This is a genomic window from Bordetella genomosp. 13, from assembly GCF_002119665.1.
Taxonomy (GTDB): Bacteria; Pseudomonadota; Gammaproteobacteria; order Burkholderiales; family Burkholderiaceae_B; genus Bordetella.
Map to the genome: position 1 here is coordinate 2,056,357 of NZ_CP021111.1, position 24,680 is coordinate 2,081,036.

Here is a 24,680-nt window from a genome sequence, read left to right on the forward strand (position 1 = left end):
CCCGATTCTACCGGTAATACGTGCAGACCCTCCGTCCGTCCAGCTCGTGCACCTGGATCGGCAGCTCGTACAGCGCCTCCAGCACGTCCGGCCGGATGATCTCCTGCGGCGTGCCGTGATACGCCACCCGCCCATCCTTCAGCGCCACGATGCGGTCGGCGTAGCTGGAGGCGAAATTGATGTCGTGCAGCACCAGCACCACGGTCTTGCCCAGTTCGTCGGCGGCGCGCCGCAAGATGCCCATCATCGCCACGGCGTGCTTCATGTCCAGGCTGTTCAGCGGCTCGTCCAGCAGCAGATAGCGCGTGTCCTGGCACAGCACCATGGCCACGAAGGCGCGCTGGCGCTGGCCGCCCGAGAGTTCGTCCAGGTAGCGTTCCGCCAGCGGCTCCAGCGCCAGGTACGAGATCGCCCGGTCGATGTGCGCCTTGTCGTCCAGCGTCGGCCGCCCGCCGGTGTACGGATATCGGCCGAACGCCACCAGGTCGCGCACGGTCAGGCGCAGCGGCAGGTGGTTGTCCTGGCGCAGGATGGCCAGGCGGCGCGCCAGCTCGCGGCTGTCCGCGCGCGCCACGTCCAGTCCGTCCACCAGCACCTGCCCCGACGAGGGCGCCAGCAGGCGGCTTGCCATGGACAGCAGCGTGGACTTGCCCGCCCCGTTGGGCCCGATGATGGCGGTGACGCCGCCGGCGGGCAGGCTCAACGTGACGTCGTCCACCACCACCGTGTCTTCGTAGCGCTTGCTGACTGCTTGGATCTCTATCATCGGCGCCCCCTGCGCAGAACGAGGAACAGGAACATCAGGCCGCCCAGGAATTCGATGACCACGCTGACCGTGGTATTCAGCTGCAGCACGCGCTCCAGCAGCGCCTGCCCGCCGACCAGAAACAGCACGCCCAGCAGCACCGCGGCGGGTACGGTGTGCCGGTGCCGGTCGCTGCCCATGGCGTGGTAGGCCAGGTTGCTGACCAGCAGGCCGAAGAACGTGACCGGGCCCACCAGCGCGGTGGACACGGCCACCAGCACCGCGATGCAGGCCAGCGTGGCCATCAGCGTGCGCCGATAGTCCACGCCCAGGTTGATGGCCATGTCGCGGCCCAGGGCCAGCACGTCGTAGCGCCGCCGCATGTGCCACAGCGCCAGCGTGACGCACAGCGCCGTCGCCGCCGCGATGGGCAAGAGGCCGGTGCGCGCCGTGTTGAAGCTGGCGAACATGCGGTCCTGCAGCACCAGGAATTCGTTGGGGTCGATCAGCCGGATCGCGAAGCCCGACAGGCTGCGGAACAACAACCCGAACACGATGCCCACCAGCATCATCAAATGCAGGCTGCGCACCGCGCCGGAGAACAGCCAGCGGAACAGCAGGCACGCGAAGGCCGTCATGGCGCCCGCCTCCAGCAGGAACTTCCACAGCGGATCGTCCGTGGCCATGGCCGACAGCCCGAAGCCATACACGATCAAGGTCTGGATCAGCACATACAGCGCATCGAAACCCATGATGGCCGGGGTGAGGATGCGGTTGTGCGTGATGGTCTGGAACAGCACCGACGACATGGCCACGCAGTATGCGACCAGCAGCATGGTCAGCAGCTTGCCGCCGCGAAACGGAATGACGAAGGACCACTGGCCGTTGGCGCCCAGCGTCATGAAGGCCACGCAGCAGGCCAGCGCCAGCGCGCCCAGCCAGGCCACGCGCGCCTTGGGAGTAAGGATTCTTAGCATGTCAGGCAAAGCGGGTCTTCCTGCCGCGCAGCAGGCACAGGAACAGCGCGCTGCCGATCACGCCGACCACGGTGCCTATGGGCACCTCGTACGGGTACAGCACCAGGCGACCGATGATGTCGCAGGCCAGCACGAACGCGCCGCCCAGCGCGGCCACCCACGGGATCGCGCGCCGCATGTTGTCGCCCATCAGCAGGCTGACGGCATTGGGCACGATCAGGCCCAGGAAGGGAATGGTGCCCGCCGTCACGACCGTCATCGACGAGATGGCCGACACGATGAGCAGGCCGGTCAACGTCAGCCGGGCATGGTTCAGGCCCAGGTTGGACGCGACGGCGCGGCCCATGCCGGCCACGGTGTAGCGGTCGGCCGCCAGCCAGGCCGCGCACGTCAGCGCGAATCCCAGCCACAACAGTTCATAGCGGCCGCGCAGCACGCTGGAAAAGTCCGCGATGGTCCAGGCGTGCAGCGACTGCAGCAGGTCATAGCGATAGGCCACGAAGGTGGTGGCCGCATGGATCACGCCACCCAGCACCAGGCCGATCAGCGGGACGATGAACGGCGTGCGCAGCGGTACGCGGCGCAGCAGCGCCAGGAACAGCAGCGTGCCGCCCAACGCGAACACCGTGGCCACCAGCATCTTGGCAAAGACGGGAATGTCCGGCATCACCAGCGTGACGAACAGGATGCCGAGCGTCGCGGACTCCATGGTGCCCGCGGTAGAGGGTTCGACGTAGCGGTTGCGCACCAGCATCTGGATGATGAGGCCCGCCACCGCCAGCGACATGCCGGCCAGCAGCAGCGCCAGCGTGCGGGGCAGGCGGCTGACCAACAGCAGCTTCCACGTGCGTGCGGCGTCCGGCCCGCCCAACAGCGCGCCGTACGAGAACTCGATCGCGCCCAGCCCGATGCTGACCACGCACAGAACCACGAGCACCACCGACACCAGCGCCAGCCCGCCCCACCCTTGCAACCAGGACCGCAACGTCACCGGCCCCTCCTTGCTACCGCCATCATCGAACTACAGTCCCTTGGCCAGTGCCTCTGCCAACTGATCCACGTTCTGCTGCATGGCGGTCAGGCCCGCGCTGCCCAGCAGATACCAGTTGTAGGCGTTAAGGTACACCACGTGCCCGGTACGCCAGGCCTTGGTCGAACGCACCAGTTCGTTGTCCAGCATGCGCTGCGCCGAAACGCCCTCGCGGCCGATGGCCGCGTCGCGGTCGATGACGAAAAGCCAGTCCGGGTCGGTCTTCGCGATGAACTCGAACGACACGGCCTGGCCGTGGTTGGACACGTTGAGGTCCGGCACGGCCGGCTTGATGCCGAAGGCATCGTGGATCACGCCGAAGCGCGAACCCGGACCGTAGGCGCTCATCTTGCCGCCGGTGGTCAGGATGACCAGGCCGGTGCCCGCGCCGGCCGCCTTGGTCTTCAAGGCCTCGACGGCGTCGCGCAGCGCCGTCACCTTCTGCGCCGCCTGGTCCTGCTTGCCGTAGAGCCCGCCCAGCAGCTCGGTGTTGCGCACCACGCTGCCCAGCAGGTCCTTGGGATCGACCGTCAGGTCGAGCGTGGGCGCCAGCCTGGCCAGCTGGTCATACTTGGGCGCGGAGCGGCCGGCCACCAGGATGACCTGCGGCGCGGCCGCGTGGATCGCCTCGTAGTTGGGCTCGAACATCGAGCCCACTTTCAGGTAGCGCTTGTCAGCGTATTGCGCCAGCTGCGGAGGCAGCTTGGCGGCGGCGGGCACGCCCGCCACCTCCACGCCAAGCTCGTGCAGGGTGTCCAGCAAGGCCAGGTCCAGCACCACGGTCTTGGCGGGATTGGCCGGCACGGCGGTGTCGCCGCGTGCGTGCTTGACCGGCACCGTGGCCTGGGCCGCCGCGATGGCCGGCGCCAGCGCCAGCCCCATCGCAACCCCTGCCCCGGCCAGCCAGCGGCGTGCATGCATCGTCATCGAATCATCTCCTTGGAACATCAGAATTTCACTCCCACGCCCAGCCAGTAGCGGCGGCCGTCTTCCACGTAGCCGTAGTCGTCATAGCCCACGGTCTTGTCGAATAGGTTGTAGATGCCCGCGTACACGGACACATTCTTGGTGGCCTGGTACGACCCGCCCAGGTCGAAGAACGTATAGGACGGCGCCACAACCGACGTGGACGACGGCCCGGTGATGGGCTGGCTTTCCCGGCCGCGGAAGTTCAGGCGCGCCCAGGCTTCGAGGGCATCGGATGCCTGCCAGTTCACCGTGGTGGTGAACAGGTGCTTGGGCAGCTGGTTCAGCGGCTGGCCCTTGTACTGGCCCGACTTCTGCTCGGACTTCGTGTAGGTGTAGCTGGCGGTGAGCGACCACGCGCGGTTGATCGGCAGCCGCATGCTGGCCTCGACCCCGCGCGAGACCGCCTCGTCCACGTTCATGTAGGTCGTGGGATCGGAGCCGAACTGGTTGGGCCCTTCGGTGCACTGCGAGATCGGGCAAGGCACTCGCGTGATCTTGTCCTTGAAGTCGTTGTTGAACAGCGTCAGGCCCGCGTTGAAGCCCTGGCCGTCATCATAGATGAGGCCCAGTTCCTCGGTGATCGACTTCTCGGGCGTCAGGTCCGGATTGCCGTACATGTTCCCGCCGCGGCTGACCTGGCCCCAGCCCGCCACGGTCTGGCGCAGGTCCGGCGCGCGGAAACCCGTGGACACGCCGCCCTTCAAGGTCCAGCGCTCGGCCATATGCCACACGCCGTACAGGCGCGGGCTGAAGTGGTCGCCGAAGTTCTCGTCCTTGTCCATGCGCAGCCCGCCGGTCAGGGCAAAGCTCTCCGTCAGGCGCCATTCGTCCTCGGCGAACAGCGCCCATTGATAGCGCTCTACCTTGTTCGGGCCGCCGGCCAGCTGGTTGCCCGTCTGATCGTTCAGGCGCTGCTCCAGGAAGGCGCCGCCCACCGTCAGCATGTGGCTGCCCAGCGGCAGCGTCCACGTGCTCTGCAGGTCCAGGTTCTTGATCTTCATCTGGCGCGAGCGGTTGTCGAATTCTTCCTGCTGCACATACGAATCCGACACGCCCCAGCCCCAGCGGCCGGTGTGCGACAGCGCCCACTTGTTGCTGCGGTAGTCGGTCTCGGACGAGGCCGGGCAGCCGGTGCGGGCGCAGCTTTCGCCGGGCGCCAGCGGTTCCACTGTCTTGCCCAGCGTGTTCTCGCGCTTCTGCCGCGAGCTGGTGGCTTCGACGATGATGTCGTGATTGCGGTTCGGCGTCAGCGCCAGCTTGGCGGTCACCGTGTTGGCGTTGCGCTGGCGGAAACCGTTGTAGATGTCGTCCTCGTCGCGCTGCGATGCCTGCCCATAGATCTGCAGGCCCAGCAGGTCGTTCTTGATGGGGCCGGCCAGGTAGAAGTTGCCCTGGTAGATGTCGCCCGACTTGCTGCTCTCCTGGATGGTCGTGTCCATCCGGATCTCGCCGCCCCAGGCCTGCGGCACCTTACGGGTGATAATGTTGACCACGCCGCCCATGGCGTCCGAGCCATACAGCGAAGACATCGGGCCGCGCACGACCTCGATGCGCTCGATGGCGGAGATCGGCGGCGTCCAGCCGTTCTCGACGCCGGAAGAATCCGAGTTCGTGCGGGTCTCGCGGGAGTTCTGGCGCTTGCCGTCGATCAGGATCAGCGTGTACTTGGCGCCCATGCCGCGCAGGCTGATGTCCTGGCTGTCGCCGCCGCCCGTGATCACCACGCCCGGCACTTCGAGCAGCGCGTCCGTCACGTCGCGGTAAAACTTCTTTTCCAGGTCCTCGCGAGTGATCACGCTGATGGAGGCCGGAGCATCCTGGATCTGCTGCTCATAGCCGGTGGCCGTCACCACCACCGTCTCCATGGTCTGCGTGGCGGCGGCGTCTTGCGCCCAGGCGGCGCCCGCCCCCGCGCCGAAGCCCGCGGCGCACAGGGCGGCGGCCAGGCGCGTGTACTGGCGCCGGGCCGTATTCTTGCTGCTCATTTCCTTCTTCTCCCGTTGCATCGGTCCGCGCGCCTCGCGTCGAGCGGATCCCCGTGATAATGCAGTTATTAATGAAAACGATTCTCATATTAGAATTTGGCTAGGCGGGGACCGGCAACGGGCTTTCCGCAACTTTTATCTTCTTTGCACTTCTTCACACACTGCCGCGCCGCCTTGGCACACACTGGCGGCCGCACGACGTATCACGCGATGGCCTTTCCCCCTCCCGTCCCGATGCGCCGCATCCTGCTCATTGACGACGATGTCGAACTGGCGCAGATGCTGCGCGAATACCTGGAACCCAACCGCTATCAGTTGGCGTTCGCCCACACCGGCGCGCAGGCGCTGCCGCTGCTGGCGCGAGACGACTTCGACCTGACCCTGCTCGACCTGATGCTGCCCGATGGCAGCGGACTCGACCTGCTGCGGCAATACCGCGCGAATTCGCGTCGCCCGGTCATCATGTTCACCGCCCACGGCGGCGAAACCGACCGCGTGCTGGGGCTGGAACTCGGCGCCGACGACTATCTGGCCAAACCCTTCAGCCCGCGCGAGCTGCAGGCGCGCATGACGGCCGTCCTGCGGCGCTTCCAGGAGACGCCCGCCGTCGCCGCCGTGACGCTGGTGTTGGGCCCGCTGTCGCTGGATCTCGCCAGCGGCGCGGCCCGCATCGGCGACGAAGTGGTGACGCTGACGGGCGCCGAGCAGCGCATTCTCGAGGTGCTGATGCGCGCGCCCGGCCAGGTCACCAGCCGCGAGCAGATCGGCCAGTACGCGCTGGGCCGCACGCCCGACCGCTATGACCGCAGCATCGACACGCACATCAGCACATTGCGCAAGAAGCTGCGCCTGGACAGCCATCCCGGCGCGCCGGCGATCCGCAACATGCGCGGGGTCGGCTACATCCTGGCGAGCGTCGCCTGAGTGGGGCCGTTCATCGTTCGCTCGCTGTTCTGGCGCGCCTTCCTGACGGTGTGGGGCGCGATGGCGGTCATCGTCGCGTGCGGCATGATGCTCACCGCGGCCGCCGCCTGGTACCGCGTCAACTCGCTGGACGGGCTGAGTCCGGGCGGCCTGGCGCTGGAGGCCCAGCAGGTGGCCAGGACTCAGGGCGCGGCCGGCATGGAGCGCTGGATTACGGCCATGGAAGCCAGCTATTCCGCGCTGGCGATCTACGTGGTGGACGAGCGGAACCACGACATCCTGGGGCGCGCCCTGCCCCGCAGGCTGGACGACTGGCTGCGGGCCTACCGCGCCTCGCAGGACGGCGTAGCGCATTGGGAGGAACAGCAGCAGGCGCGCGAGCAGACCAGCGTGCGGGCCTCGTGGTGGGACCCGCAATGGCTCAGGCTGCCTGACGGCGCGCCCCTGCTGATGCTGTACCTGCCCTTCGACTCCTCGCACTGGGAGCTGCTGAACTTCACGCCGGTCGTCGTGGCCCTGCTGGCCTTCGCGCTGGCGGTGACCGCGCCGCTGTGCTGGGCGCTCACCCGGCACATCACGCGTCCGCTGCGGGCCTTGCGTCAGACCTCGCAGTCGCTGGCGCATGGGCGCCTCGAATCGCGCACGCCGCCGGAACTGGGACGACGCCGCGATGAACTCGGGCTGCTGGCGCGCGACTTCAACGGCATGGCCGCCCGGCTGCAGTCGCTGGTCGATACGCGCGAGCAGTTGCTGCATACCGTGGCGCACGAGTTGCGCTCGCCGCTGGCCAGGCTGCGGCTGGCCACCGAACTGGCGCGCCGCCGGGACGACAGCCTGGCGCTGCAGCTGGACCGCATCGAACGCGAATGCGAACGGCTGGACGGCCTGGTGGGGCACACGCTGCAACTGGCGCGCATGGCGGCGATGGCCGCGCCCATCGAACGGGTAGACCTCACCCGCGTGGTGGACGCGGTGGTCGAAGACGCGCGCTTCGAGGCCGGCGAGCTGCGCATCGGCATCGCGTGGACGGCGCCCGGGCCGCTATGGCTAGCCGCCGACCCGCGCAGCCTGACCAGCGCGGTCGACAATGTGTTGCGCAACGCCCTGCGCTACGCCGGCCCAGCCGCCGCCATCCATGTCTCGCTGACGGCGCAGGACGGCCGGCTGCGCCTGGATGTCGAAGACAACGGTCCCGGCGTGCCGCCCGACCAGATCGGCAATCTGTTCGAGCCGTTCTTCCGCGTGCCCGGTTCGCCGCGCGGGCAAGGCGCGGGCCTGGGATTGAGCATCGCGCGCGCCGCCGTGGCGGCGCACGGCGGCACGATCGGCGCGGAGAACCGCAAGCCGCGCGGCCTGCTGGTACGCATCGAACTGCCGCAATCGGCGGGGCCGAAGCGGCTGACCAAGGCGCCTGACCAAGGCGCCTGAGGCGGCGACCAGAAGCGCCGCGGGGCGCGGCCCGGCCTCGTCAGCGCGCGCCTGGCGACGCGCGGCCCGCTTCCACTTCCATACCGGGGGACGTCAGCCCCTGCCGTGCGCCACCGCCGCCAGGCGCGGCAATACGCGCAAAGCCGTCGCGCTCGTCCCGGCCCGCACCTGCTCCGTGGAGTCGCCCCGCAGTTCGGCGAGCGTCCGCGCGATGCGCTCGATCTGGTGCGGCGCGTTGCGCCGGTCCGGCTCGCGCAGCCACGCGGGCGGGATGTCGGGCGCATCGGTTTCCAGCACGAGGTGCTCCAGCGCCAGATCGGCGGCATGGCGCCGTATCTGCAACGCACGCGGGAACGTCATTGCCCCGCCGATGCCCAGCGCACACCCCTGGTCGATGAAGCCCTGGGCCTGCTGCGCGCTGCCATTGAAGGCATGGGCGATGCCGCCGCGCAGCCTGGTCTTGCGGCGCAGGTGCTTCAGCACGATGTCCTGCGAACGGCGTACGTGCAGCAGCACCGGCAGATCGAAATCGGCGGCCAGGTCGAGCTGGGCGGCGTAGAAGTGTTCCTGGCGTTCACGGGCCGCGCCGCTGGCGATGTCCTGCACGAAGAAGTCCAGCCCGATCTCGCCGATGGCCACGAAGCGCGGATCGTCCATGGCCGCCGCCACCGCCCGGCGCAGCGCGTCCAGGTCTTCGTCGCGCGACTGGCGCACGAACAGCGGATGGATGCCCAGCGCATAGGCCCCGCCCTCGATGCCGTGCGCCAGATTGCGCACGGTGTCGAAGTTGAACCTGGCGATGGCGGGAATGACGATGGCCCGCACGCCGGCCTGGCAGGCCTGGCGCGCGACGTCGTCGCGGTCCTGGTCGAATTCCGACGCGTCCAGATGGCAGTGCGTGTCGATCAGCATGGCATGCGCGCTCCCGGCAAGCATACGAAAGGAGTTGCGCCCCTGCCGGGGCCAGTCAGGTCGGACCGCCGTGCGGCATGGTCAGCCGGGAGCGCGGTCCAGCACCAGCTTACCGCGTTCCATGTGCAGCTGCCGGTCGGCCCGCGCTGCCAGCTCGCGGTCGTGCGTCACGATGACGAAGGCGGTGCCCGATTCGCGGTTCACGCGCGCCAGCAGGTCGAACATGCCATGCGCGGTGTGGCGGTCGAGATTGCCTGTGGGCTCGTCGGCCAGCACGCAGGCCGGCCGCGACACCAACGCGCGCGCCAGCGCCACGCGCTGGCGCTCGCCGCCGGACAGCTGCCCGGGGAAATGTCCCTCGCGCTGGGCCAGGCCCACCTGGGCCAGCACCTCGCGCGCGGCCAGGCGCGCCGAGTCGCGCGATTCGCGACGCACGATGAGCGGCATGGCCACGTTGTCCAGCGCCGAGAACTCGGGCAGCAGATGATGGAACTGATACACGAAGCCCAGGCTGCGGTTGCGCAGCTGGCTCTTGGCGCTTTCGCTGAGGCCCGCCGCGGCCACGCCATCGACCGTGATGCTGCCGCTGGTCGGCACGTCGAGCAGGCCCAGGATGTGCAGCAGCGTGCTCTTGCCCGAGCCCGAGGCGCCGACGATGGCGACCATCTCGCCCCGCTGCACGGTCAGCGACACGCCGCCCAGCACCTCGATGCGGGCCGGGCCCTCGTCGTAGACCTTGGCCAGATTCTCGGCATGCAGGGCAGGCGTGGTCTTGTCGGCGTGGGAGGAATTCTTGCTGTCAGTCATGGCGCAACACCTGTGCCGGTTGCAGGCGCGAGGCGCGCCAGCTGGGATAGAGCGTGGCAAGCAGCGACAGCACCAACGACGTGATGCCGATGGTGACGATGTCGCCGGCCTGGGGATCGGACGGCAGCGCGCTGATGAGGTAGATCTCGCTGGGCATGAGCTGGAAGCCCAGCAGGCGCTCGATGAACGGCACGATGGCGTCGATGTTGTACGCGATGAGGATTCCGCCCGCCACGCCCACGCAGGTGCCGATCACGCCGATCAGCGCGCCCTGCACGAGAAAGACGCGGGCCACCTCGCCGGGACCAGCGCCCAGTGTGCGCAGGATGGCGATGTCCGATTGCTTGTCCTTCACCGCCATCACCAGCGAGGACAGCAGGTTGAAGGCGGCCACTGCCACGATCAGCGTCAGGATCAGGAACATCATCAGCTTCTCGGTCTGCACGGCCGCGAACCAGGTGCGGTTGCTCTGGGTCCAGTCGCTGGCCACGACGCCCTGGGGCAGCGCCTGCTTCAGCTGGGCCGCGATCTCGGGCGCGCGCTGCATGTCGTTCACGCGCAGCCGGACCCCTGCCGTGCCGCTGTCGCGGAACAGGCGGGCCGCGTCCTCGGTGTTGACGAAGGCCAGCGCGGAATCGTATTCGTAGTGGCCCGAAGCGAACACGCCCACCACGGTGAACTGCCGCATGCGCGGGGTGAAGCCGGCCGGGCTGATGGAGCCTTGCGGTGCCAGCATCAGCACCGTATCGCCGACATCCACGCCCAGCCCGTTGGCCAGTTCGTCGCCCAGCACGACGCCATAGCTGCCGGGCGTCAGCGCATCCAGCCTGCCGCGCGTCATCTGCCGAGGCACGTCGGACACGGAACCTTCGCTGGCCGGATCGATGCCGCGCACCTGCACGCCGCGCAGCCCCTGGCCGCGCACCAGCATGCCCTGCGCGGCCACGAAGGGCGCCTGGCCGACGACGGCGGGATTCTCGCGTGCCTGGTCGGCCAGTTGCCGCCACTGCGCCAGCACGCCCTCCGAGGCCTCGCCCGGGACGGAGAGCTCGATGTGCGGCAGCACGGACAGCATGCGGTCGCGAACGTCTTTCTGGAAGCCGTTCATCACGGACAGCACCACGATCAGCGCGGCCACGCCCAGCGCGATGCCCACCATGGAAGAGCCGGCGATGAAGGAGACGAAGCGATCGCGGCGTCCGCGCCGGCCACGCATCGAGGCCAGTCCCGCATAGCGGGCGCCGATCCAGAATTCGTAGGGAATTTTCAGCACGGCGAAATTATGGCATCCATGGAATCAGTCCTGGCGCAGCACCTGGGCAGGCTGCAGGCGCGAGGCGCGCCAGCTGGGGTAGAGCGTGGCCAGCAGCGACAGCGCCAGCGCCGTGACGCCGATGGCGACGATGTCGCCCACTTGCGGATCGGACGGCAGCTCGTTGATGAAATAGACCTCGCGCGCCAGGAAATGGATGCCCAGCAGGCGTTCGAGGAACGGCACGATGACGTCGATGTTGTAGGCGATGGCCATGCCGCCCGCCACGCCCGTGAAGGTGCCGATCACGCCGATCAATGCGCCCTGCACCAGGAAGATGCGGGCGATCTCGCCTGGCCGCGCGCCCAGCGTGCGCAGGATGGCGACGTCCGAGCGCTTGTCCTTCACGGCCATCACCAGAGACGCCAGCAGGTTGAAGGCAGCCACGGCCACGATCAGCGCCAGGATCAGGAACATCATGCGCTTCTGGGTCTGCACGGCGGCGAACCAGGTGCGGTTGTTGCGCGTCCAGTCGCTTGCCATGACGTAGGGCGGCAGCGTCTTGCGCAGCTCGGCCGCGACCTGCGGCGCGCGCTGCATGTCCGTCACGCGCAGCCGCACGCCGGCCGTGCCGCTGTCGGCGAACACCACCGCCGCATCGCGGTCGTTGACGAACACCAGCCCGGAGTCGTATTCGAAATGGCCCGAAGAGAAGATGCCGGCCACGGTGAACTGCCGCATGCGCGGGGCGAAGCCGCCCAGGGGCGCGGCGGCATTCGCGTTCGCATCGGGACGCACGGGCGCGGCGCCCGTACTGCTTTGCGGCGCGAGCATCAGCACCGTATCGCCCACCTTCACGCCCATGCCCTTGGCCAGTTCTGCGCCCAGCACCACGCCATAGCTGCCGGGCGCCAGCGCATCCAGCTTGCCGCTGATCATCTGGCGCGGAATGTCGGACACCGCCCCTTCGCCCGCCGGATCGATGCCGCGCACCTGCACGCCCCGCACCGTCTGGCCGCGCACCAGCATCCCCTGCGCGGCCACGAACGGCGCCTGTCCCGTCACGGAGGGGTTGGCGCGCGCGTCGCCGGCGAACCGCTGCCACTGCGCCAGCACGCGCTCGGGCGCCGCGCCCGGGATGTAGAGTTCGATGTGCGGCAGCACCGACAGCATGCGGTCGCGCACTTCCTTCTGGAAGCCGTTCATCACCGACAGCACCACGATCAGCGCGGCCACGCCCAGCGCGATGCCGGCCATGGACGACGCGGCGATGAACGAAATGAAGCGATCGCGGCGGCCGCGCCGCCCGCGCATGGAGGCCATGCCCGCGTAGCGGGCGCCTACCCAGAGTTCATAGGGTGTTTTCAGCACGAGCGGATTATTGCATCAAGTGTGAGGACAGCTTGCGAAGGAGGACAGCGGACTTTTAATCCGTTGGTCCCGAGTCGCGCCTTGCAGGTTCCCCCGGGAGCCACGCGCAGTATGCCCGCAAATCGGGCCCCCTACCCGACGGCGCGTAACCAAACGTCGCGGCGCTGCCATCGGCGCATCGCTCCGCATCGTTTCCGGCGCCAGAAGCGCCGCACTACAATGCCGCCCATGCTGATCGTGATTCCCGGCGCACTGCCCCCCGCCACTGTTGCCGCCGAACTGGCCAAGCGCCTGCCGCAACAGGCGCCGGCCCTGCATGCCTGGCTGCAGGCCGGCCATGCGCATGCGCAGGCCTTCGACGTGCACGCCCACGGCTGCACGCCCTACGAGGCCTGGCAGCTGGAACAGGCGGGCTATCAAGACCAGCCGGGCCTGCCGCGCGGCGCGGGGCTGGGTCCGCTGCTGGCCCTGCCGCAATCCCATGCCCGCCCTGACGGACTGGAAAGCGGCGGCGCCTCGGCAGCCGCCGGTGCGCAATCGCCGGGCGTCTGGCTGGCCGAACTGGTCCATCTGGGCCTGGGCACCGACCAGGCCGCGATGCTGGATCCGGACCAGATGGACCTGCACGCCGAGGAAGCCGAAGCGCTGTATGCCGAGGTGGCGCCGCTGTTCGAAGGCACGGACTTCGCCGCGGAACCGCTGTCCCCTCAGCGTTGGCGCGTGCACCTGCCCCCGGGGCTGCGCCCGCACACTGGCAGCCCGCACGCCGTGGCGGGCCACAGCCTGAACAGTTGGTGGCCGCAGGACGCGGCCATGCGCCCCTGGCGCCGTCTGCTCAACGAGATCCAGATGGCCTGGCACGAACACCCGGTGAACGAGGCCCGCGCCGCGCGCGGCGTCCCCCCGGTGAACGGCCTGTGGCTGTACGGCGGCGCGGAGCCCTGGCCGGTGCAGCCGGCGGCCCCGGACGTGCACGTGGCCACCGAGCTGAACGGCGCGCATCGCGCCGGCGACTGGGCAAGCTGGCTGGATGCCCTGGCCCGCCTGGATGCCGCGCACATCGAGCCATTGGCCACGGGCAAGTCCGGCCTGCCCGCCCGGCCTGCCGAACTGCTGTTGCTGGGCGAGGATCGCCGCGTCCGGCTCACCCTGAAACCGCGCGCCGGCCTGCTGAAATGGCTGCCGGCGCCCAAGCACGACTGGAATACCTGGTGGTCTCGCCCCGTCTGACCGTACGCCCGACCGACGCCGCAGCCTGCAAGCTGCTGGAAGCCGCGGGCATCCATCCCCTGCTGTGCCGCCTGTGGGCGGCGCGCGGCGTCTCGCATCCCGACCAGACGCGCCTGGTGTGGCCTTCGCTGCTGCCGCCCGCGCACCTCACGCAATCCGGCCACGCGGCCGCCGTGCTGGCCGACGCCATCCAGCAGCGCAAGAAGCTGCTGATCGTCGCCGACTACGACTGCGACGGCGCCACGGCCTGCGCAGTGGGCCTGCGCGCGCTGGCCGCCATGGGCGCCGACGTCGACTTCCTGGTGCCCAACCGCTTCGAGACGGGCTATGGCCTGTCGCCGGCCGTCATCGAACTGGCCTGCCGGCATCGCAGCGGCAAACCCGACATCATCATCACGGTGGACAACGGCATCGCCAGCGTGGACGGCGTGGCCGCCGCGAACGCCGCCGGCATCGGGGTCGTGGTCACCGACCATCACCTGCCCGGCGACACGCTGCCGGACGCGCTGGCCATCGTCAATCCCAACCAGCCGGGCTGCGGCTTCCCGTCCAAGAACCTGGCGGGCGTGGGCGTGATCTTCTACATGATGCTGGCGCTGCGCGCCGAACTGCGCCGCCGCGGCGTATACCCTGCCGATGGCGGCCCGCGGCTGGACGCGCTGTCGGACCTGGTGGCCCTGGGCACGGTGGCCGACGTGGTGAAGCTGGACGCCAACAACCGCCTGCTGGTCACGCAAGGGCTGCAGCGCATGCGCGCCGGCCGCATGCAGCCGGGCCTGCGCGCGCTGTTCGCGGTTGCCGGGCGCGAGCCGCGCACCGCCAGCGGCTTCGACCTGGGCTTCGCGCTGGGGCCGCGCATCAATGCCGCCGGCCGCCTGGCCGACATGAGCCTGGGCATCGCCTGCCTGACTACGGACGACGAGGCCGAGGCCCTGGACATGGCGCGCCAGCTGGACCAGATCAATCGCGAGCGCCGCACCATCGAGGCCGAGATGCGCGAGCAGGCGCTGGCCGCCATGGCCGACCCGCAGGCCGCGCCCGGCGCGACCGTCTGCGTGTTCGACCCGGGCTGGCACCAGGGCGTGGTGGGGCTGGTGGCCTCGCGCCTGAAAGAGAAATTCTGGCGCCCCACCCTCGCCTTCGCGCCGGCCGGCGACGACGAGATCCGCGGCTCGGGCCGCTCGATCCCCGACGTGCATCTGCGCGACGCGCTCGACCTGGTCTCCAAGCGCCATCCCAACCTGATCCGCAAGTTCGGCGGCCACGCCATGGCGGCGGGCCTGACGCTGGGCCGCGACGACTTCGCGGCCTTCGCGCCGGCGTTCGACGCGGCCGTGCGGGAACTGACCGGCCGCGACCGCTTCGAGCCGCAGCTGGAAACCGATGGCGCGCTCGAATCGGGGTATGCGAACGCCGAAGTGGCCGGCCTGCTGCAGCAACAGGTATGGGGCGCCGGCTTCGCCGCCCCGCTGTTCCTGGACGAGTTCCACGTGCGCGCGCAGCGCCTGGTAGGCGAGAAGCACCTGAAACTGTCGCTGGAGCGCGGACACCAGCGCTTCGACGCCATCTGGTTCGGGCGGGATCAGCCGCTGCCGGAGCAGGTGCAGGTGGCTTATCGACTCGAGCAGAATGTCTGGAACGGGATGGTGTCAGTGCAATTGGTAGTCGAGCACGCTGAATAGAGCGGTGTCGGGGCTGGTGGTCGATGCGTGCGTCGGGTTGAGTTCTTCTGGCGCCGCATCGGTCCCTGCGAAGTCTCGTCCTCGCGCTGGCCGCGCTCCGGGCGAGACTTCTCCGGGGCCGATGCGGCTCAGGGCAACGCAATGCGGCGATCGCGGCGCGCGACGTCCGCACATGTCGCCGTGCGCTCACCATGAGCTGGCCGGTTTCACTTGTTCACCAGTCGTCCCGGCTGCGATAGTGCGATGAGGGCGCCCAGCGTCAGGCTGGCGGCCAGAACATACAGGCCGGTGTTGGTGGTGCCGGTCAGGTCCTTCAGCCAGCCCACCAGGTAGGGACTGACGAAGCCCGCCAGATTGCCCACCGAGTTGATCAGCGCGATGCCGGCCGCGGCGGCGGTGCCGCCCAGTACCGCCGTGGGCTGGCTCCAGAACAGGGGCAGGATGGTGCAGATGCCGATGTTGGCGACGGTCAGCGCCAGCATGGCCAGCGCGGTATTGCCGCCCCACACCGCGGACATGACCAGGCCGGCCGCGCCGCACAGGGCCGGGACGGCGATGTGCCAGCGGCGTTCGCGGGTGCGGTCCGAATTGCGCGAGATCAAGAACATGCCGATCACCGCGAACAGGTTGGGAATGGCGGTGAGCAGGCCTATCATCAGCGGGCTCTGCACGCCCGTGCCCTTGATCAGCGTGGGCATCCAGAACCCCACGCCGTACAGCCCCATCACGAACGAGAAGTACGTCAGCGCCATCGCCCACACGCGCGGCTTGGCCAGCGCGGCACGGATCGGCGGGTCTTCTTTCACGCGTTCCTCGGCCTGGATGTTGCGAGTCAGCAGGGCTTTCTCGCTGTCGGTCAGCCACCGGGCCTTGTCGATGCGGTCGTCCAGCAGGAACAGCACCAGGATCCCCACCACCACCGAGGGGATGCCTTCCAGCAGGAACAGCCACTGCCAGCCGCTCAGGCCGTGCTGGCCATGGAAGGTATCCATGATCCAGCCAGACACCGGCCCGCCGATCAGCCCCGACAATGGCAGCGCCATCATGAAGAACGTGGTGATGCGCCCGCGCCGCGCGTTGGGATACCAATAGGTGAGGTACAGGATGATGCCTGGAAAGAACCCCGCCTCGGCCACGCCCAGCAGGAAGCGGAGCACGTAGAACATGGTGGCCGAGTTGGTGAACATCATGGCCGCCGAGATGACGCCCCAGGTGATCATGATGCGGGCGATCCACACCTTGGCGCCCACGCGGTGCAGGATGATGTTGCTGGGTATCTCGAAGATGAAGTAACCGATGAAGAATATGCCGGCCCCCAGCCCATACACCGTATCGCTCAGGCTCAGGTCCTGCAGCATCTGCAGCTTGGCGAAGCCCACGTTCACGCGATCCAGATAGGCCACCACGTAGCACAGCACCAGGAACGGCACGATGCGCCAGCCGATCTTGCGATAGACGCGGTCCTCTTCGCTGGCCGATACGGACGATCCGGCGCCGGAGGCCATTGCATTCTCCATCTCTGTCTCCTCGTTGTTGTCTCGCTTCCCGGCCATGCCGCCGGTCGCTCTGTCAGCCTAGACGGTGAATGTTGACGTTTTCCTGAACATCCAAGCTGCGGTAGTTCTTCCCTTTGATAAGGCGGGGCGTGATATGGGTGGGATCCGGGTTCTTGAGCGCCTGGGCCATGACTGCGGATTCTCGTCCTCGCGCTCCGCGCTGCGGGCGCGAACCCTCCGCCATGCCCCAGGCTCAAGCCGTCGCGGCGCCCACATTGCAAACCCCTGTCATCGGCAATGGGCGGTCGTGTGGCAGGACGACCAGCGCATCGCCCGCTGCAATGACCGCCTGATGCTCGTCAACGCCAGCGGCAGGCCCCGGAACAACAGCGGAACCCGCCGAATGAGCAGAGGGGTAAATCGCCGAATTAGGTACATGTGACCCGCGTGCGTGTCGGAGAAGTCGCGCCCGCAGCGTGGCAGCGCGAGGACGGGACTTCGCAGATACGCACGCGGCGCCATAAGAACCCAAACCGCCGCATCACCCTCCACGCAACCAGCATCTTCCACTCAAGCACCACACCCGGACCCCACAAAGACCCAAGCCGCACCCAACGCCAGAGAACAGCACCTGCAGGACACGGTAAAATGCCCGGTTTCGCATAAAAGTCATCAAGGATCGCCATGGAAGCCGAACGCCAGAACCAGATCGCCGCCCGCCTTGCCGACTACGCGCAGCGCGAGCTGGCGTTACGGGGGTATCTTTGACTACGATGCCAAAGCCGAACGCCTGCAGGTCGTAAACGCCGAACTCGAAGATCCGGCCGTCTGGAACGACCCCAAGCACGCCCAGGACCTGGGCCGTGAGAAGAAATCCCTCGAAGACGTCGTAAGCACGCTGACCGAACTGGGCAATGGCGTGGCCGATGCGCGCGAGCTGTTCGAGCTGGCGGCGGCCGACGATGACGACGCCACCCTCGAAGCCATCGAGAAAGACGCCGACGCCTTCCAGGAACGCCTGGAAGCGCTGGAATTCCGCCGCATGTTCGCCAACCCGGCCGATCCGCTGAACTGCTTCCTGGACATCCAGGCCGGCGCCGGCGGTACCGAGGCTCAAGACTGGGCCTCCATGCTGCTGCGCCAGTACCTGAAGTATGCCGAGCGCAAGGGCTTCAAGGCCGAGGTGCTGGAAGAATCCGAGGGCGAAGTGGCGGGCATCAAGTCGGCCACCATCAAGCTCGAAGGCGAATACGCGTTCGGCTACCTGCGCACCGAGACCGGCGTGCACCGCCTGGTGCGCAAGAGCCCCTTCGACTCGTCCGGCGGCCGCCACACCTCGTTCGCCAGCGTGTTCGTGTATCCCGAGGTCGACGATTCGTTCGAGATCGAGATCAACCCGGCCGACCTGCGCGTGGACACCTACCGCGCCAGCGGCGCGGGCGGCCAGCACATCAACAAGACCGACTCGGCCGTGCGCATCACGCACATGCCGTCCGGCATCGTGGTGCAGTGCCAGAACGACCGTTCGCAGCACCGCAACCGCGCCGAAGCCATGCAGATGCTGAAGTCGCGCCTGTACGAGCTGGAGATGCGCAACCGCATGGCCGAGCAGCAGAAGCTGGAAGACTCCAAGACCGACGTGGGCTGGGGCCACCAGATCCGCTCGTACGTGCTGGACCAGAGCCGCATCAAGGACCTGCGCACCAACGTCGAAATCTCCAACACGCAGAAAGTGCTGGACGGCGACCTGGATCCCTTCATCCAGGCAAGCCTGAAGCAAGGCGTCTAACCCCTGCCCCACAGAGGCCCCTGCATGACCGACACCATAGCCATTCTTACCGGCGCATCGCGCGGCATCGGCGCCGCGCTGGCGCGCGGCCTGGCCCGTCCGGGCGTGCGCCTGGTCACGCTGGCGCGGCGCGACGACGCCGATCTTGCGGCCCATGCCAACGCGCAGGGCGCCGAACTGGAGCAGATCAAGGTCGACTTGTCCGACCTGGCCGCGGCCGACGCCGCGGGCGCCCGCATCGCCGCGTCGCTGCCGCGCGACGCGCGCCGCTACCTGCTGATCAACAACGCGGGTACGGTGCAGCCTGTGGCCCCGTGCGCGGGGCTGACCGACCCCGCCGCCATCAGCGCCGCCTTCAATCTCAACGTCAGCGCCGTCATGCTGCTGACCGCGCGCTTCGTGCAGGCCGTGCAAGGCCTGCAGGCCGACCGCCGCGTGCTCAACATCTCGTCGGGCGCGGGCCGCAATCCCAGCGCCGGCTGGGGCGTGTACTGCGCGACCAAGGCCGCGCTCGACATGTACACCCGCGTGCTGAAGGCGGAGCAAGGCGGCGACGGCGTGCGCGCCGTATCGCTGGCGCCGGGCATCGTCGATACCGACATGCAGGAAGCCATCCGCGGCAGCGACCCGGCCAGCTTCCCGGCGCTGGCCAGGTTCCAGGAATTCAAGACGGCCGGCCAACTCGCCGCGCCCGGCGACGTCGCCGCCCGCATCCTTGCCTACCTCGACCGCGACGACTTCGGCGCCACCGAAATCGACGACATCCGCAATTACCGCTGAACCCGCCATGACCGACCACACGCCCGACGCCTCCGCCCAGGACGAGAACCGCTTGATCGCCGAACGGCGCGCCAAGCTGGCCAAACTGCGCGAGGCCGGTGTCGCCTATCCGAACGACTTCGTACCCGACGCCCGCGCCGCCGACCTGCACGCCAAGTACGACGAGCTGGACCAGCCCGCCCTGGAAGCCACCGCCGCGCAGGTCAAGGTGGCTGGCCGCATGATGCTCAAGCGCGTCATGGGCAAGGCCAGCTTCGCCACGCTGCAGGACGGCAGCGGCCGCATCCAGATCTACCTGGAACGCGGCGCGCTGGGCGAAGAGGTCTACGCGGCCTTCAAGCAGTGGGACATCGGCGACATCATCGCCATCGAGGGCAAGGTCTTCAAGACCAACAAGGGCGAACTGTCGGTGCATGCCGCCAGCGCGCGGCTGCTGTCCAAGTCGCTGCGTCCGCTGCCGGACAAGTTCCACGGCGTGTCCGACCAGGAGCTGCGCTACCGCCAGCGCTACGTCGATCTCATCATGACCGACGCCACGCGACGCACCTTCGAGGCGCGCAGCAAGGCCGTGGGCAGCATCCGCCAGTTCATGCTCGAGGCGGGCTTTCTCGAAGTCGAGACGCCCATGCTGCACCCCATTCCGGGCGGCGCCGCGGCCAAGCCGTTCCGCACGCATCACAACGCGCTGGACATGGAGATGTTCCTGCGCATCGCGCCCGAGCTCTACCTGAAGCGCCTGATCGTCGGCGGCTTCGAGCGCGTGTTCGAGGTCAACCGCAACTTCCGCAACGAGGGCGTCAGCCCGCGGCACAACCCCGAATTCACGATGATGGAGTTCTACGCGGCCTATGCGGACTACCGCTGGCTGATGGACTTCACCGAAGAGCTGATCCGCCGCGCCGCCATCGCCGCGACCGGCAGCGCCGTGCTCACCTACCAGGACCGCGAGCTGGACCTGTCCAAGCCGTTCGACCGCCTGACCATCTGCGAAGCGATCCTCAAGTACGCGCCCGGCTACACCCAGCAGCAGCTGGACGACCCGGCCTTCGTGCGCGCCGAGCTGAAGAAGCTGGGCGCCGACGTGGACGGCGCCGTGCTGTCGCGCGCCGGCCTGGGCGCGCTGCAGCTGGCGCTGTTCGAAGAGACGGCCGAGGCCAAGCTGTGGAATCCCACGTACATCATCGACTATCCCATCGAGGTCTCGCCGCTGGCGCGCGCATCCGACACGCGTGAAGGCATCACCGAGCGCTTCGAACTCTTCATGACGGGCCGCGAGATCGCCAACGGCTTCTCCGAGCTGAACGACCCCGAGGACCAGGCCGAGCGCTTCCGCGCCCAGGTCGAGGCCAAGGACGCCGGCGACGAAGAGGCGATGTACTACGACGCGGACTACATCCGGGCGCTGGAATACGGCATGCCGCCCACCGGCGGCTGCGGCATCGGCATCGACCGCCTGGTCATGCTGCTGACGGACAGCCCCAGCATCCGCGACGTCATCCTGTTCCCGCACCTGCGCCGCGAAGACTGACGCATCGCCATGATCGGCAAGCTGCTCGTCATCGTCGCGTTCCTGGTGCTGCTGATGTACGTGGTGCTGCCGCGGCGCGGCCCCCTGGCCGCCTCGCCAGGCGCGCAGCAGCGCGCCTACGTGATCCTGCTGCTGGCGGCCGTGGGCCTGCTGGTGGCCGCGTGCGCCTGCGTGGCCTTCTGGCTGGGCGAACTGTCGTCGGGCGGCCAGGAACGCAGCACCCTGCTGCCGGTGGCCGGCGTATTGTTGGCGCTGTCCCTGGCCTGCGGCGGCGCCGCGCTGCTGAAACGGCGCGGCTAGAGGCCGGCCAGCGCCACGGCGATCAGCCCACCGGCCATTTGCCCGCCCCCGGCGGCAGCGATGGCAGCGCGGCCTGCAGCATGGCGTCGATGAACTCCCCTGGCGCCAGGCGCCCATCCGCGCGATACCACTGCACGGTCAGGTTCATCGCCCCCAGCACGCAGCGCTTGATGACGCGCGAATCGCCTTTCAGCAGGCCGGCGTCGACGGCCGCGCCCACCACCTGCTGCCACATCGCCTCATAGCGGTCGCTCAGCCGCTTCACCGCCGCCTGGCTGGGCGCCGACAGGCTGCGCCATTCGTACACCAGCGCGTTCATGGCGTCGCCGCCCGCGCCGTGCAGCATGCTCCACATGTGCACCCTGAACAGCGCCGCCAGGCGGTCGGCCGGCGCGGCATAGCGGGCCAGCGCCTGCTCGCCGCAGTCCAGCACCTCCTGGATGCCGTTGTTCATCACGGCCACCAGTATCTCTTCCTTGCTGCGGAAATGATGGAACAGGCTGCCCGATTGCAGTCCCACGGCGCGGCCCAGTTCGCGCACCGTGGTGCGCTCGTAGCCGTACGCGCGAAACAGCCGGCCCGCGGTCAGGATCACCTCGATCCTGCGCTGCGAGTCGGCGCCGTCGTCGCGGCCGGCCAGCACATCCATGTCCGCCTCGTGCCTGACCATGCCGCTACAGCCCGTGGGTCGAGGCGAGAGCGGCTATGCCATGGCGGACGCCCCGGTTCATGCCGCCGCCTCCCGATAAAGCGACTCGATCTCCGTCGCATAGGCCTGGTAGATGCTGGCGCGGCGCACCTTCATCGTCGCCGTGACCTCACCGTCGTCGTGGTCCAGCTCCTTGGTCAGCAGGTGGAAACGCTTGATCTGCGCCACGGGCGCCAGCCCCGCGTTGGCGCGCGCCACTTCGTCCTGCACCAGCTCGCGCACGCGCGCATGCTCGGCCAGCGACCGGAAATGGGTGAAAGCGATGCCGCGCGATTCGGCCCATTTGCCCACCGTGTCGTACTCCAGCTGGATCAGCGCCGTGACGTAGCGCCGCCCATCGGCGATGACGATGCACTCCTTGATATACGGACTGCCCTTGACCGCGTTCTCGATCTCCGACGGCGTCAGGTTCTTGCCTCCCGCGGTGATCATGATGTCCTTCAGGCGGTCGACGATGCGCACCCGTCCGTCCTGCTCGGCCACGACGTCGCCCGTATGCAGCCACCCGCCGCGCACCGTATCGGCGCTCGCCTCCGGATTCTTGTAATAGCCGGCGAACACCATGTCGCCGCGTATCTGCAATTCGCCCTTCGCGCCCACGCGCCACTGCACCCCCGCGATGGACTCGCCCACCGTCCCCACCTTCACGCGGTCGGGATGCTGTCCGAACACCATGCCGGTGGACTCGGTCAGGCCGTACACCTCGAGCAGCGGCACCCCCAGCGTGCGGAAGTAGCGCACCACCTCTGGGGAAATGGGCGCGGCTCCGGTCATGGCGGTGCGCACGCGTCGCAGACCGATGAAGTTCTGCAGCGCCCTCAGCATCACCCAGTAGCAGCAGGCATACACCAGGCGCTCGCGCAGGCTGCGCTGGCGCGGCGACTTCTCGTGGAAAGGCGCGCAGGCCGCCATGCAGCGCCGGTACAGCCACTGCTGCGGCCTGCCCGCCTCCTGCATCTTGATCGAGATGGCGGCATGCAGCTTCTCCCAGATGCGCGGCACGCCCAGGAATACCGTGGGCGCGACCTCGCGCAGGTCCTCCTGCACGGTGCGTATCGATTCGCCGAAATTGACCTGCGAGCCCAGGTACACGGGCACGAAGGTCGACAGCATCTGCTCGGCCACGTGGCACAACGGCAGGTACGACAGGTGCACGGTGGCCGCGTCCATGTCCAGGCGCTCGGCGATGCCCGGCGCGACGCCGCGCATGTTGCGATAAGTGATCATGGCGCCCTTGGGCTTGCCGGTCGACCCCGAGGTATAGATCATCAAGCCCACCTCATCCAGCGACTGCGCGTCGAGGGCGGCGTCCAGGGCAGCCAGTTGCGCGGCCTCGCGCCGCGCGCCCTCGGCCTCGAGTTCGGCGTAGGTGACCAGCAGCGCGCGCTGCTGCGACGGATACGAGCGCAGTCCCTTGGTTTCCATCACCACGATCCTGCGCAGCCGAGGCAGGCGCGCCGCCACCTGCAGTACCTTGTCGGTCTGCTCCTGATCCTCGCACACCGCCAGCTCCACGTCGGCATGTTCCAGCACGTAGCCCATCTCGGCCGCCGGGCTGGTCGAGTACACCCCGACCGGCACGGCGCCCACGGCGCCCGCCCCCATCTGCGCCAGCAGCCACTCGACGCGGTTTTCCGAGATGATGGCGACCCGGCCTCCGGGCGCCAGCCCCAGCGCCGCCAGGCCCAGCCCCACGCGGCGTGCACGCGTCCAGTAGCCATCCCAGGTAAGCGGCTGCCAGATGCCGAAGTCCTTCTGCCGGATGGCAATGGCGGCCGGCCGGCGCCTTGCCTGCTCGCGCAGCATCTGCACCAGCGTAAGCGCGGGCCAGCCCTGCCCGGCGGCGCTCTCGGCTGGCTGTTTCATGACAGCCACCGCTTGCGCCGCTTGTAGTGCTTGATGTCGCGATAGCCGCGCGCCTCGCCGGCTCCGCCCACGCCCAGGTAGAACTCGCGCACGTCCGGATCGGCGGCCAGCCGTTGCGCGCTGCCGTCGATCACCACCTTGCCGGTCTCCATGATGTAGCCGTAGTGCGCCACGGCCAGCGCCACCGACGCGTTCTGTTCCACCAGCAGCATCGACACGCCCTGCTCCGCGTTGATGCGGGCGATGATGGAGAAAATGCTCTCGACCAGCATGGGCGACAGCCCCAGCGAGGGCTCGTCCAGCAGCATCAGCTTGGGCTGGGCGACCAGCGCGCGGCCGATGGCCAGCATCTGCTGCTCGCCGCCCGACAGGTAGCCCGCCAGGCCGCGGCGTCGCTCGTGCAGTCGCGGAAAGTAGCCGTAGACCACGTCGAAATCCGCCGGCGCCGCGGACCGTCCGGCGAGCGCATAGGTGGCGGCGATCAGGTTCTCTTCCACCGTCAGGTCCTCGAACACCCTGCGGCCCTCCATCACGTGCGCCAGGCCCGCGCGCACCAGGTTCTGCGGTCGGGCGCCCGCGGTGTCGCGCCCGTCGAAGCGGATGGCGCCGCGCACCAGTTCGCCGTCCTCGAGTTCGAGCAGGCGCGACACAGCCTTCAGCGTGGTGGACTTGCCGGCGCCGTTGCTGCCCAGCAGCGCCACGATGCTGCCGGCCGGCACCGCCAGCGACAGGCCGCGCAGCACCTGCACCGCCTTGTTGTAGACCACCTCGATGTTGTTGATGTCGAGCACCGGCGGCGCGCCGGCCCGTACGCCGGCCGAATCACCGGCCGCCGGATGGCCGGCCCCCGGACCGCCGGCCGCCGGAACCCCGACCGCCTTTTCGCCCGCCGCATGCGTG

21 protein-coding genes are annotated in these 24,680 nt (G+C 68.6%); 8 read left to right on the top strand and 13 right to left on the bottom strand.

Annotation, left to right across the window (positions count from 1 at the left end):
• Positions 1–7: 7 nt before the first annotated feature.
• From CAL15_RS09280 to CAL15_RS09300, 5 genes are read right to left on the bottom strand one after another with little or no spacing between them, the layout of a single operon-like run.
• Positions 8–766 (bottom strand): iron ABC transporter ATP-binding protein, encoded by a 759-nt coding sequence (locus CAL15_RS09280; RefSeq protein ID WP_086078329.1) that lies wholly within the window; start codon positions 764–766, stop codon positions 8–10.
• Complete coding sequence (locus CAL15_RS09285; RefSeq protein WP_198299192.1) at positions 763–1,722, bottom strand: iron chelate uptake ABC transporter family permease subunit; 960 nt, start codon at positions 1,720–1,722, stop codon at positions 763–765. The genes CAL15_RS09280 and CAL15_RS09285 overlap by 4 nt, the downstream gene beginning before the upstream one ends.
• A 1-nt stretch (position 1,723) precedes the next feature.
• A complete protein-coding gene (locus tag CAL15_RS09290; protein ID WP_086078330.1) occupies positions 1,724–2,713 on the bottom strand; it encodes an ABC transporter permease in 990 nt (329 codons plus the stop codon).
• Between the two features lie 30 nt (positions 2,714–2,743).
• Positions 2,744–3,679 (bottom strand): siderophore ABC transporter substrate-binding protein, encoded by a 936-nt coding sequence (locus tag CAL15_RS09295; RefSeq protein WP_086078331.1) that lies wholly within the window; start codon positions 3,677–3,679, stop codon positions 2,744–2,746.
• Between the two features lie 20 nt (positions 3,680–3,699).
• Positions 3,700–5,706, bottom strand: a complete 2,007-nt coding sequence (locus tag CAL15_RS09300) for a ligand-gated channel protein (RefSeq protein WP_086081014.1) — start codon at positions 5,704–5,706, stop codon at positions 3,700–3,702.
• A gap of 210 nt (positions 5,707–5,916) precedes the next feature.
• Between CAL15_RS09300 and CAL15_RS09305 the strand changes: the two genes are divergently transcribed.
• Both CAL15_RS09305 and CAL15_RS09310 read left to right on the top strand, forming a co-directional pair.
• Positions 5,917–6,630 (top strand): response regulator transcription factor, encoded by a 714-nt coding sequence (locus CAL15_RS09305; protein ID WP_086078332.1) that lies wholly within the window; start codon positions 5,917–5,919, stop codon positions 6,628–6,630.
• Positions 6,631–8,058, top strand: a complete 1,428-nt coding sequence (locus CAL15_RS09310; RefSeq protein ID WP_332455556.1) for a sensor histidine kinase — start codon at positions 6,631–6,633, stop codon at positions 8,056–8,058.
• Between the two features lie 93 nt (positions 8,059–8,151).
• Here CAL15_RS09310 and CAL15_RS09315 read toward each other — a convergent pair whose 3' ends face one another.
• The 4 genes from CAL15_RS09315 to CAL15_RS09330 all read right to left on the bottom strand — a co-directional run bounded on the left by CAL15_RS09315 (position 8,152) and on the right by CAL15_RS09330 (position 12,352).
• Positions 8,152–8,970, bottom strand: a complete 819-nt coding sequence (locus CAL15_RS09315) for a TatD family hydrolase (RefSeq protein WP_086078333.1) — start codon at positions 8,968–8,970, stop codon at positions 8,152–8,154.
• Between the two features lie 81 nt (positions 8,971–9,051).
• Complete coding sequence (locus tag CAL15_RS09320) at positions 9,052–9,777, bottom strand: ABC transporter ATP-binding protein (RefSeq protein WP_086078334.1); 726 nt, start codon at positions 9,775–9,777, stop codon at positions 9,052–9,054.
• A complete protein-coding gene (locus tag CAL15_RS09325) occupies positions 9,770–11,002 on the bottom strand; it encodes a lipoprotein-releasing ABC transporter permease subunit (protein ID WP_232468220.1) in 1,233 nt (410 codons plus the stop codon). The genes CAL15_RS09320 and CAL15_RS09325 overlap by 8 nt, the downstream gene beginning before the upstream one ends.
• A gap of 72 nt (positions 11,003–11,074) precedes the next feature.
• Positions 11,075–12,352 (bottom strand): lipoprotein-releasing ABC transporter permease subunit, encoded by a 1,278-nt coding sequence (locus CAL15_RS09330; RefSeq protein WP_232468221.1) that lies wholly within the window; start codon positions 12,350–12,352, stop codon positions 11,075–11,077.
• Between the two features lie 276 nt (positions 12,353–12,628).
• Between CAL15_RS09330 and CAL15_RS09335 the strand changes: the two genes are divergently transcribed.
• Together CAL15_RS09335 and recJ are read left to right on the top strand one after the other, a co-directional pair.
• Positions 12,629–13,630 carry a hypothetical protein gene (locus CAL15_RS09335; protein ID WP_086081016.1) on the top strand — a complete coding sequence of 334 codons (1,002 nt, stop codon included), beginning with the start codon at positions 12,629–12,631 and terminating at the stop codon, positions 13,628–13,630.
• Positions 13,612–15,312, top strand: a complete 1,701-nt coding sequence (gene recJ / locus CAL15_RS09340) for a single-stranded-DNA-specific exonuclease RecJ (protein WP_086078337.1) — start codon at positions 13,612–13,614, stop codon at positions 15,310–15,312. The genes CAL15_RS09335 and recJ overlap by 19 nt, the downstream gene beginning before the upstream one ends.
• 206 nt (positions 15,313–15,518) lie before the next feature.
• Here recJ and CAL15_RS09345 read toward each other — a convergent pair whose 3' ends face one another.
• The gene (locus tag CAL15_RS09345; protein ID WP_086078338.1) at positions 15,519–16,829 is read right to left on the bottom strand and encodes an MFS transporter; all 1,311 of its coding nucleotides are present in this window, start codon (positions 16,827–16,829) and stop codon (positions 15,519–15,521) included.
• Between the two features lie 663 nt (positions 16,830–17,492).
• Here CAL15_RS09345 and prfB point away from each other — a divergent pair.
• The 4 genes from prfB (at position 17,493) to CAL15_RS09365 (ending at position 21,205) form a co-directional block, all read left to right on the top strand.
• Positions 17,493–18,597, top strand: a protein-coding gene (gene prfB, locus CAL15_RS09350) for a peptide chain release factor 2 (RefSeq protein ID WP_157666632.1) whose coding sequence is annotated in 2 segments (ribosomal slippage) — positions 17,493–17,573 and positions 17,575–18,597 — 1,104 coding nt in all. Because the reading frame shifts where the segments join, the coding sequence is not laid out codon by codon here.
• 24 nt (positions 18,598–18,621) lie between these two features.
• Positions 18,622–19,377 (top strand): SDR family oxidoreductase, encoded by a 756-nt coding sequence (locus CAL15_RS09355; protein ID WP_086078339.1) that lies wholly within the window; start codon positions 18,622–18,624, stop codon positions 19,375–19,377.
• A 7-nt stretch (positions 19,378–19,384) separates the two neighbouring features.
• A complete protein-coding gene (lysS, locus tag CAL15_RS09360; RefSeq protein WP_086078340.1) occupies positions 19,385–20,905 on the top strand; it encodes a lysine--tRNA ligase in 1,521 nt (506 codons plus the stop codon).
• A gap of 9 nt (positions 20,906–20,914) precedes the next feature.
• Positions 20,915–21,205, top strand: a complete 291-nt coding sequence (locus CAL15_RS09365) for a hypothetical protein (RefSeq protein ID WP_086078341.1) — start codon at positions 20,915–20,917, stop codon at positions 21,203–21,205.
• A 22-nt stretch (positions 21,206–21,227) separates the two neighbouring features.
• On the opposite strand, the gene CAL15_RS09370 is transcribed toward CAL15_RS09365, so the two are convergent.
• The 3 genes from CAL15_RS09370 to CAL15_RS09380 form a co-directional block, all read right to left on the bottom strand.
• A complete protein-coding gene (locus CAL15_RS09370; protein WP_198299193.1) occupies positions 21,228–21,854 on the bottom strand; it encodes a TetR/AcrR family transcriptional regulator in 627 nt (208 codons plus the stop codon).
• Between the two features lie 78 nt (positions 21,855–21,932).
• Positions 21,933–23,780 (bottom strand): AMP-dependent synthetase/ligase, encoded by a 1,848-nt coding sequence (locus CAL15_RS09375; protein ID WP_086078343.1) that lies wholly within the window; start codon positions 23,778–23,780, stop codon positions 21,933–21,935.
• Positions 23,777–24,571, bottom strand: a complete 795-nt coding sequence (locus CAL15_RS09380; RefSeq protein ID WP_086081017.1) for an ABC transporter ATP-binding protein — start codon at positions 24,569–24,571, stop codon at positions 23,777–23,779. The genes CAL15_RS09375 and CAL15_RS09380 overlap by 4 nt, the downstream gene beginning before the upstream one ends.
• Positions 24,572–24,680: the final 109 nt, after the last annotated feature.

Bases quoted from the DNA above. Each gene is read 5' to 3' on its own strand.
- CAL15_RS09280 (WP_086078329.1), bottom strand. From the start codon at position 766: ATGATAGAGATCCAAGCAGTCAGCAAGCGCTACGAAGACACGGTGGTG.
- CAL15_RS09285 (WP_198299192.1), bottom strand. From the start codon at position 1,722: ATGCTAAGAATCCTTACTCCCAAGGCGCGCGTGGCCTGGCTGGGCGCG.
- CAL15_RS09295 (WP_086078331.1), bottom strand. From the start codon at position 3,679: ATGACGATGCATGCACGCCGCTGGCTGGCCGGGGCAGGGGTTGCGATG.
- CAL15_RS09300 (WP_086081014.1), bottom strand. From the start codon at position 5,706: ATGAGCAGCAAGAATACGGCCCGGCGCCAGTACACGCGCCTGGCCGCC.
- CAL15_RS09305 (WP_086078332.1), top strand. From the start codon at position 5,917: ATGGCCTTTCCCCCTCCCGTCCCGATGCGCCGCATCCTGCTCATTGAC.
- CAL15_RS09315 (WP_086078333.1), bottom strand. From the start codon at position 8,970: ATGCTGATCGACACGCACTGCCATCTGGACGCGTCGGAATTCGACCAG.
- CAL15_RS09320 (WP_086078334.1), bottom strand. From the start codon at position 9,777: ATGACTGACAGCAAGAATTCCTCCCACGCCGACAAGACCACGCCTGCC.
- CAL15_RS09330 (WP_232468221.1), bottom strand. From the start codon at position 12,352: ATGGCCTCCATGCGCGGGCGGCGCGGCCGCCGCGATCGCTTCATTTCG.
- CAL15_RS09335 (WP_086081016.1), top strand. From the start codon at position 12,629: ATGCTGATCGTGATTCCCGGCGCACTGCCCCCCGCCACTGTTGCCGCC.
- CAL15_RS09345 (WP_086078338.1), bottom strand. From the start codon at position 16,829: ATGGAGAATGCAATGGCCTCCGGCGCCGGATCGTCCGTATCGGCCAGC.
- CAL15_RS09355 (WP_086078339.1), top strand. From the start codon at position 18,622: ATGACCGACACCATAGCCATTCTTACCGGCGCATCGCGCGGCATCGGC.
- lysS (WP_086078340.1), top strand. From the start codon at position 19,385: ATGACCGACCACACGCCCGACGCCTCCGCCCAGGACGAGAACCGCTTG.
- CAL15_RS09365 (WP_086078341.1), top strand. From the start codon at position 20,915: ATGATCGGCAAGCTGCTCGTCATCGTCGCGTTCCTGGTGCTGCTGATG.
- CAL15_RS09370 (WP_198299193.1), bottom strand. From the start codon at position 21,854: ATGGATGTGCTGGCCGGCCGCGACGACGGCGCCGACTCGCAGCGCAGG.
- CAL15_RS09375 (WP_086078343.1), bottom strand. From the start codon at position 23,780: ATGAAACAGCCAGCCGAGAGCGCCGCCGGGCAGGGCTGGCCCGCGCTT.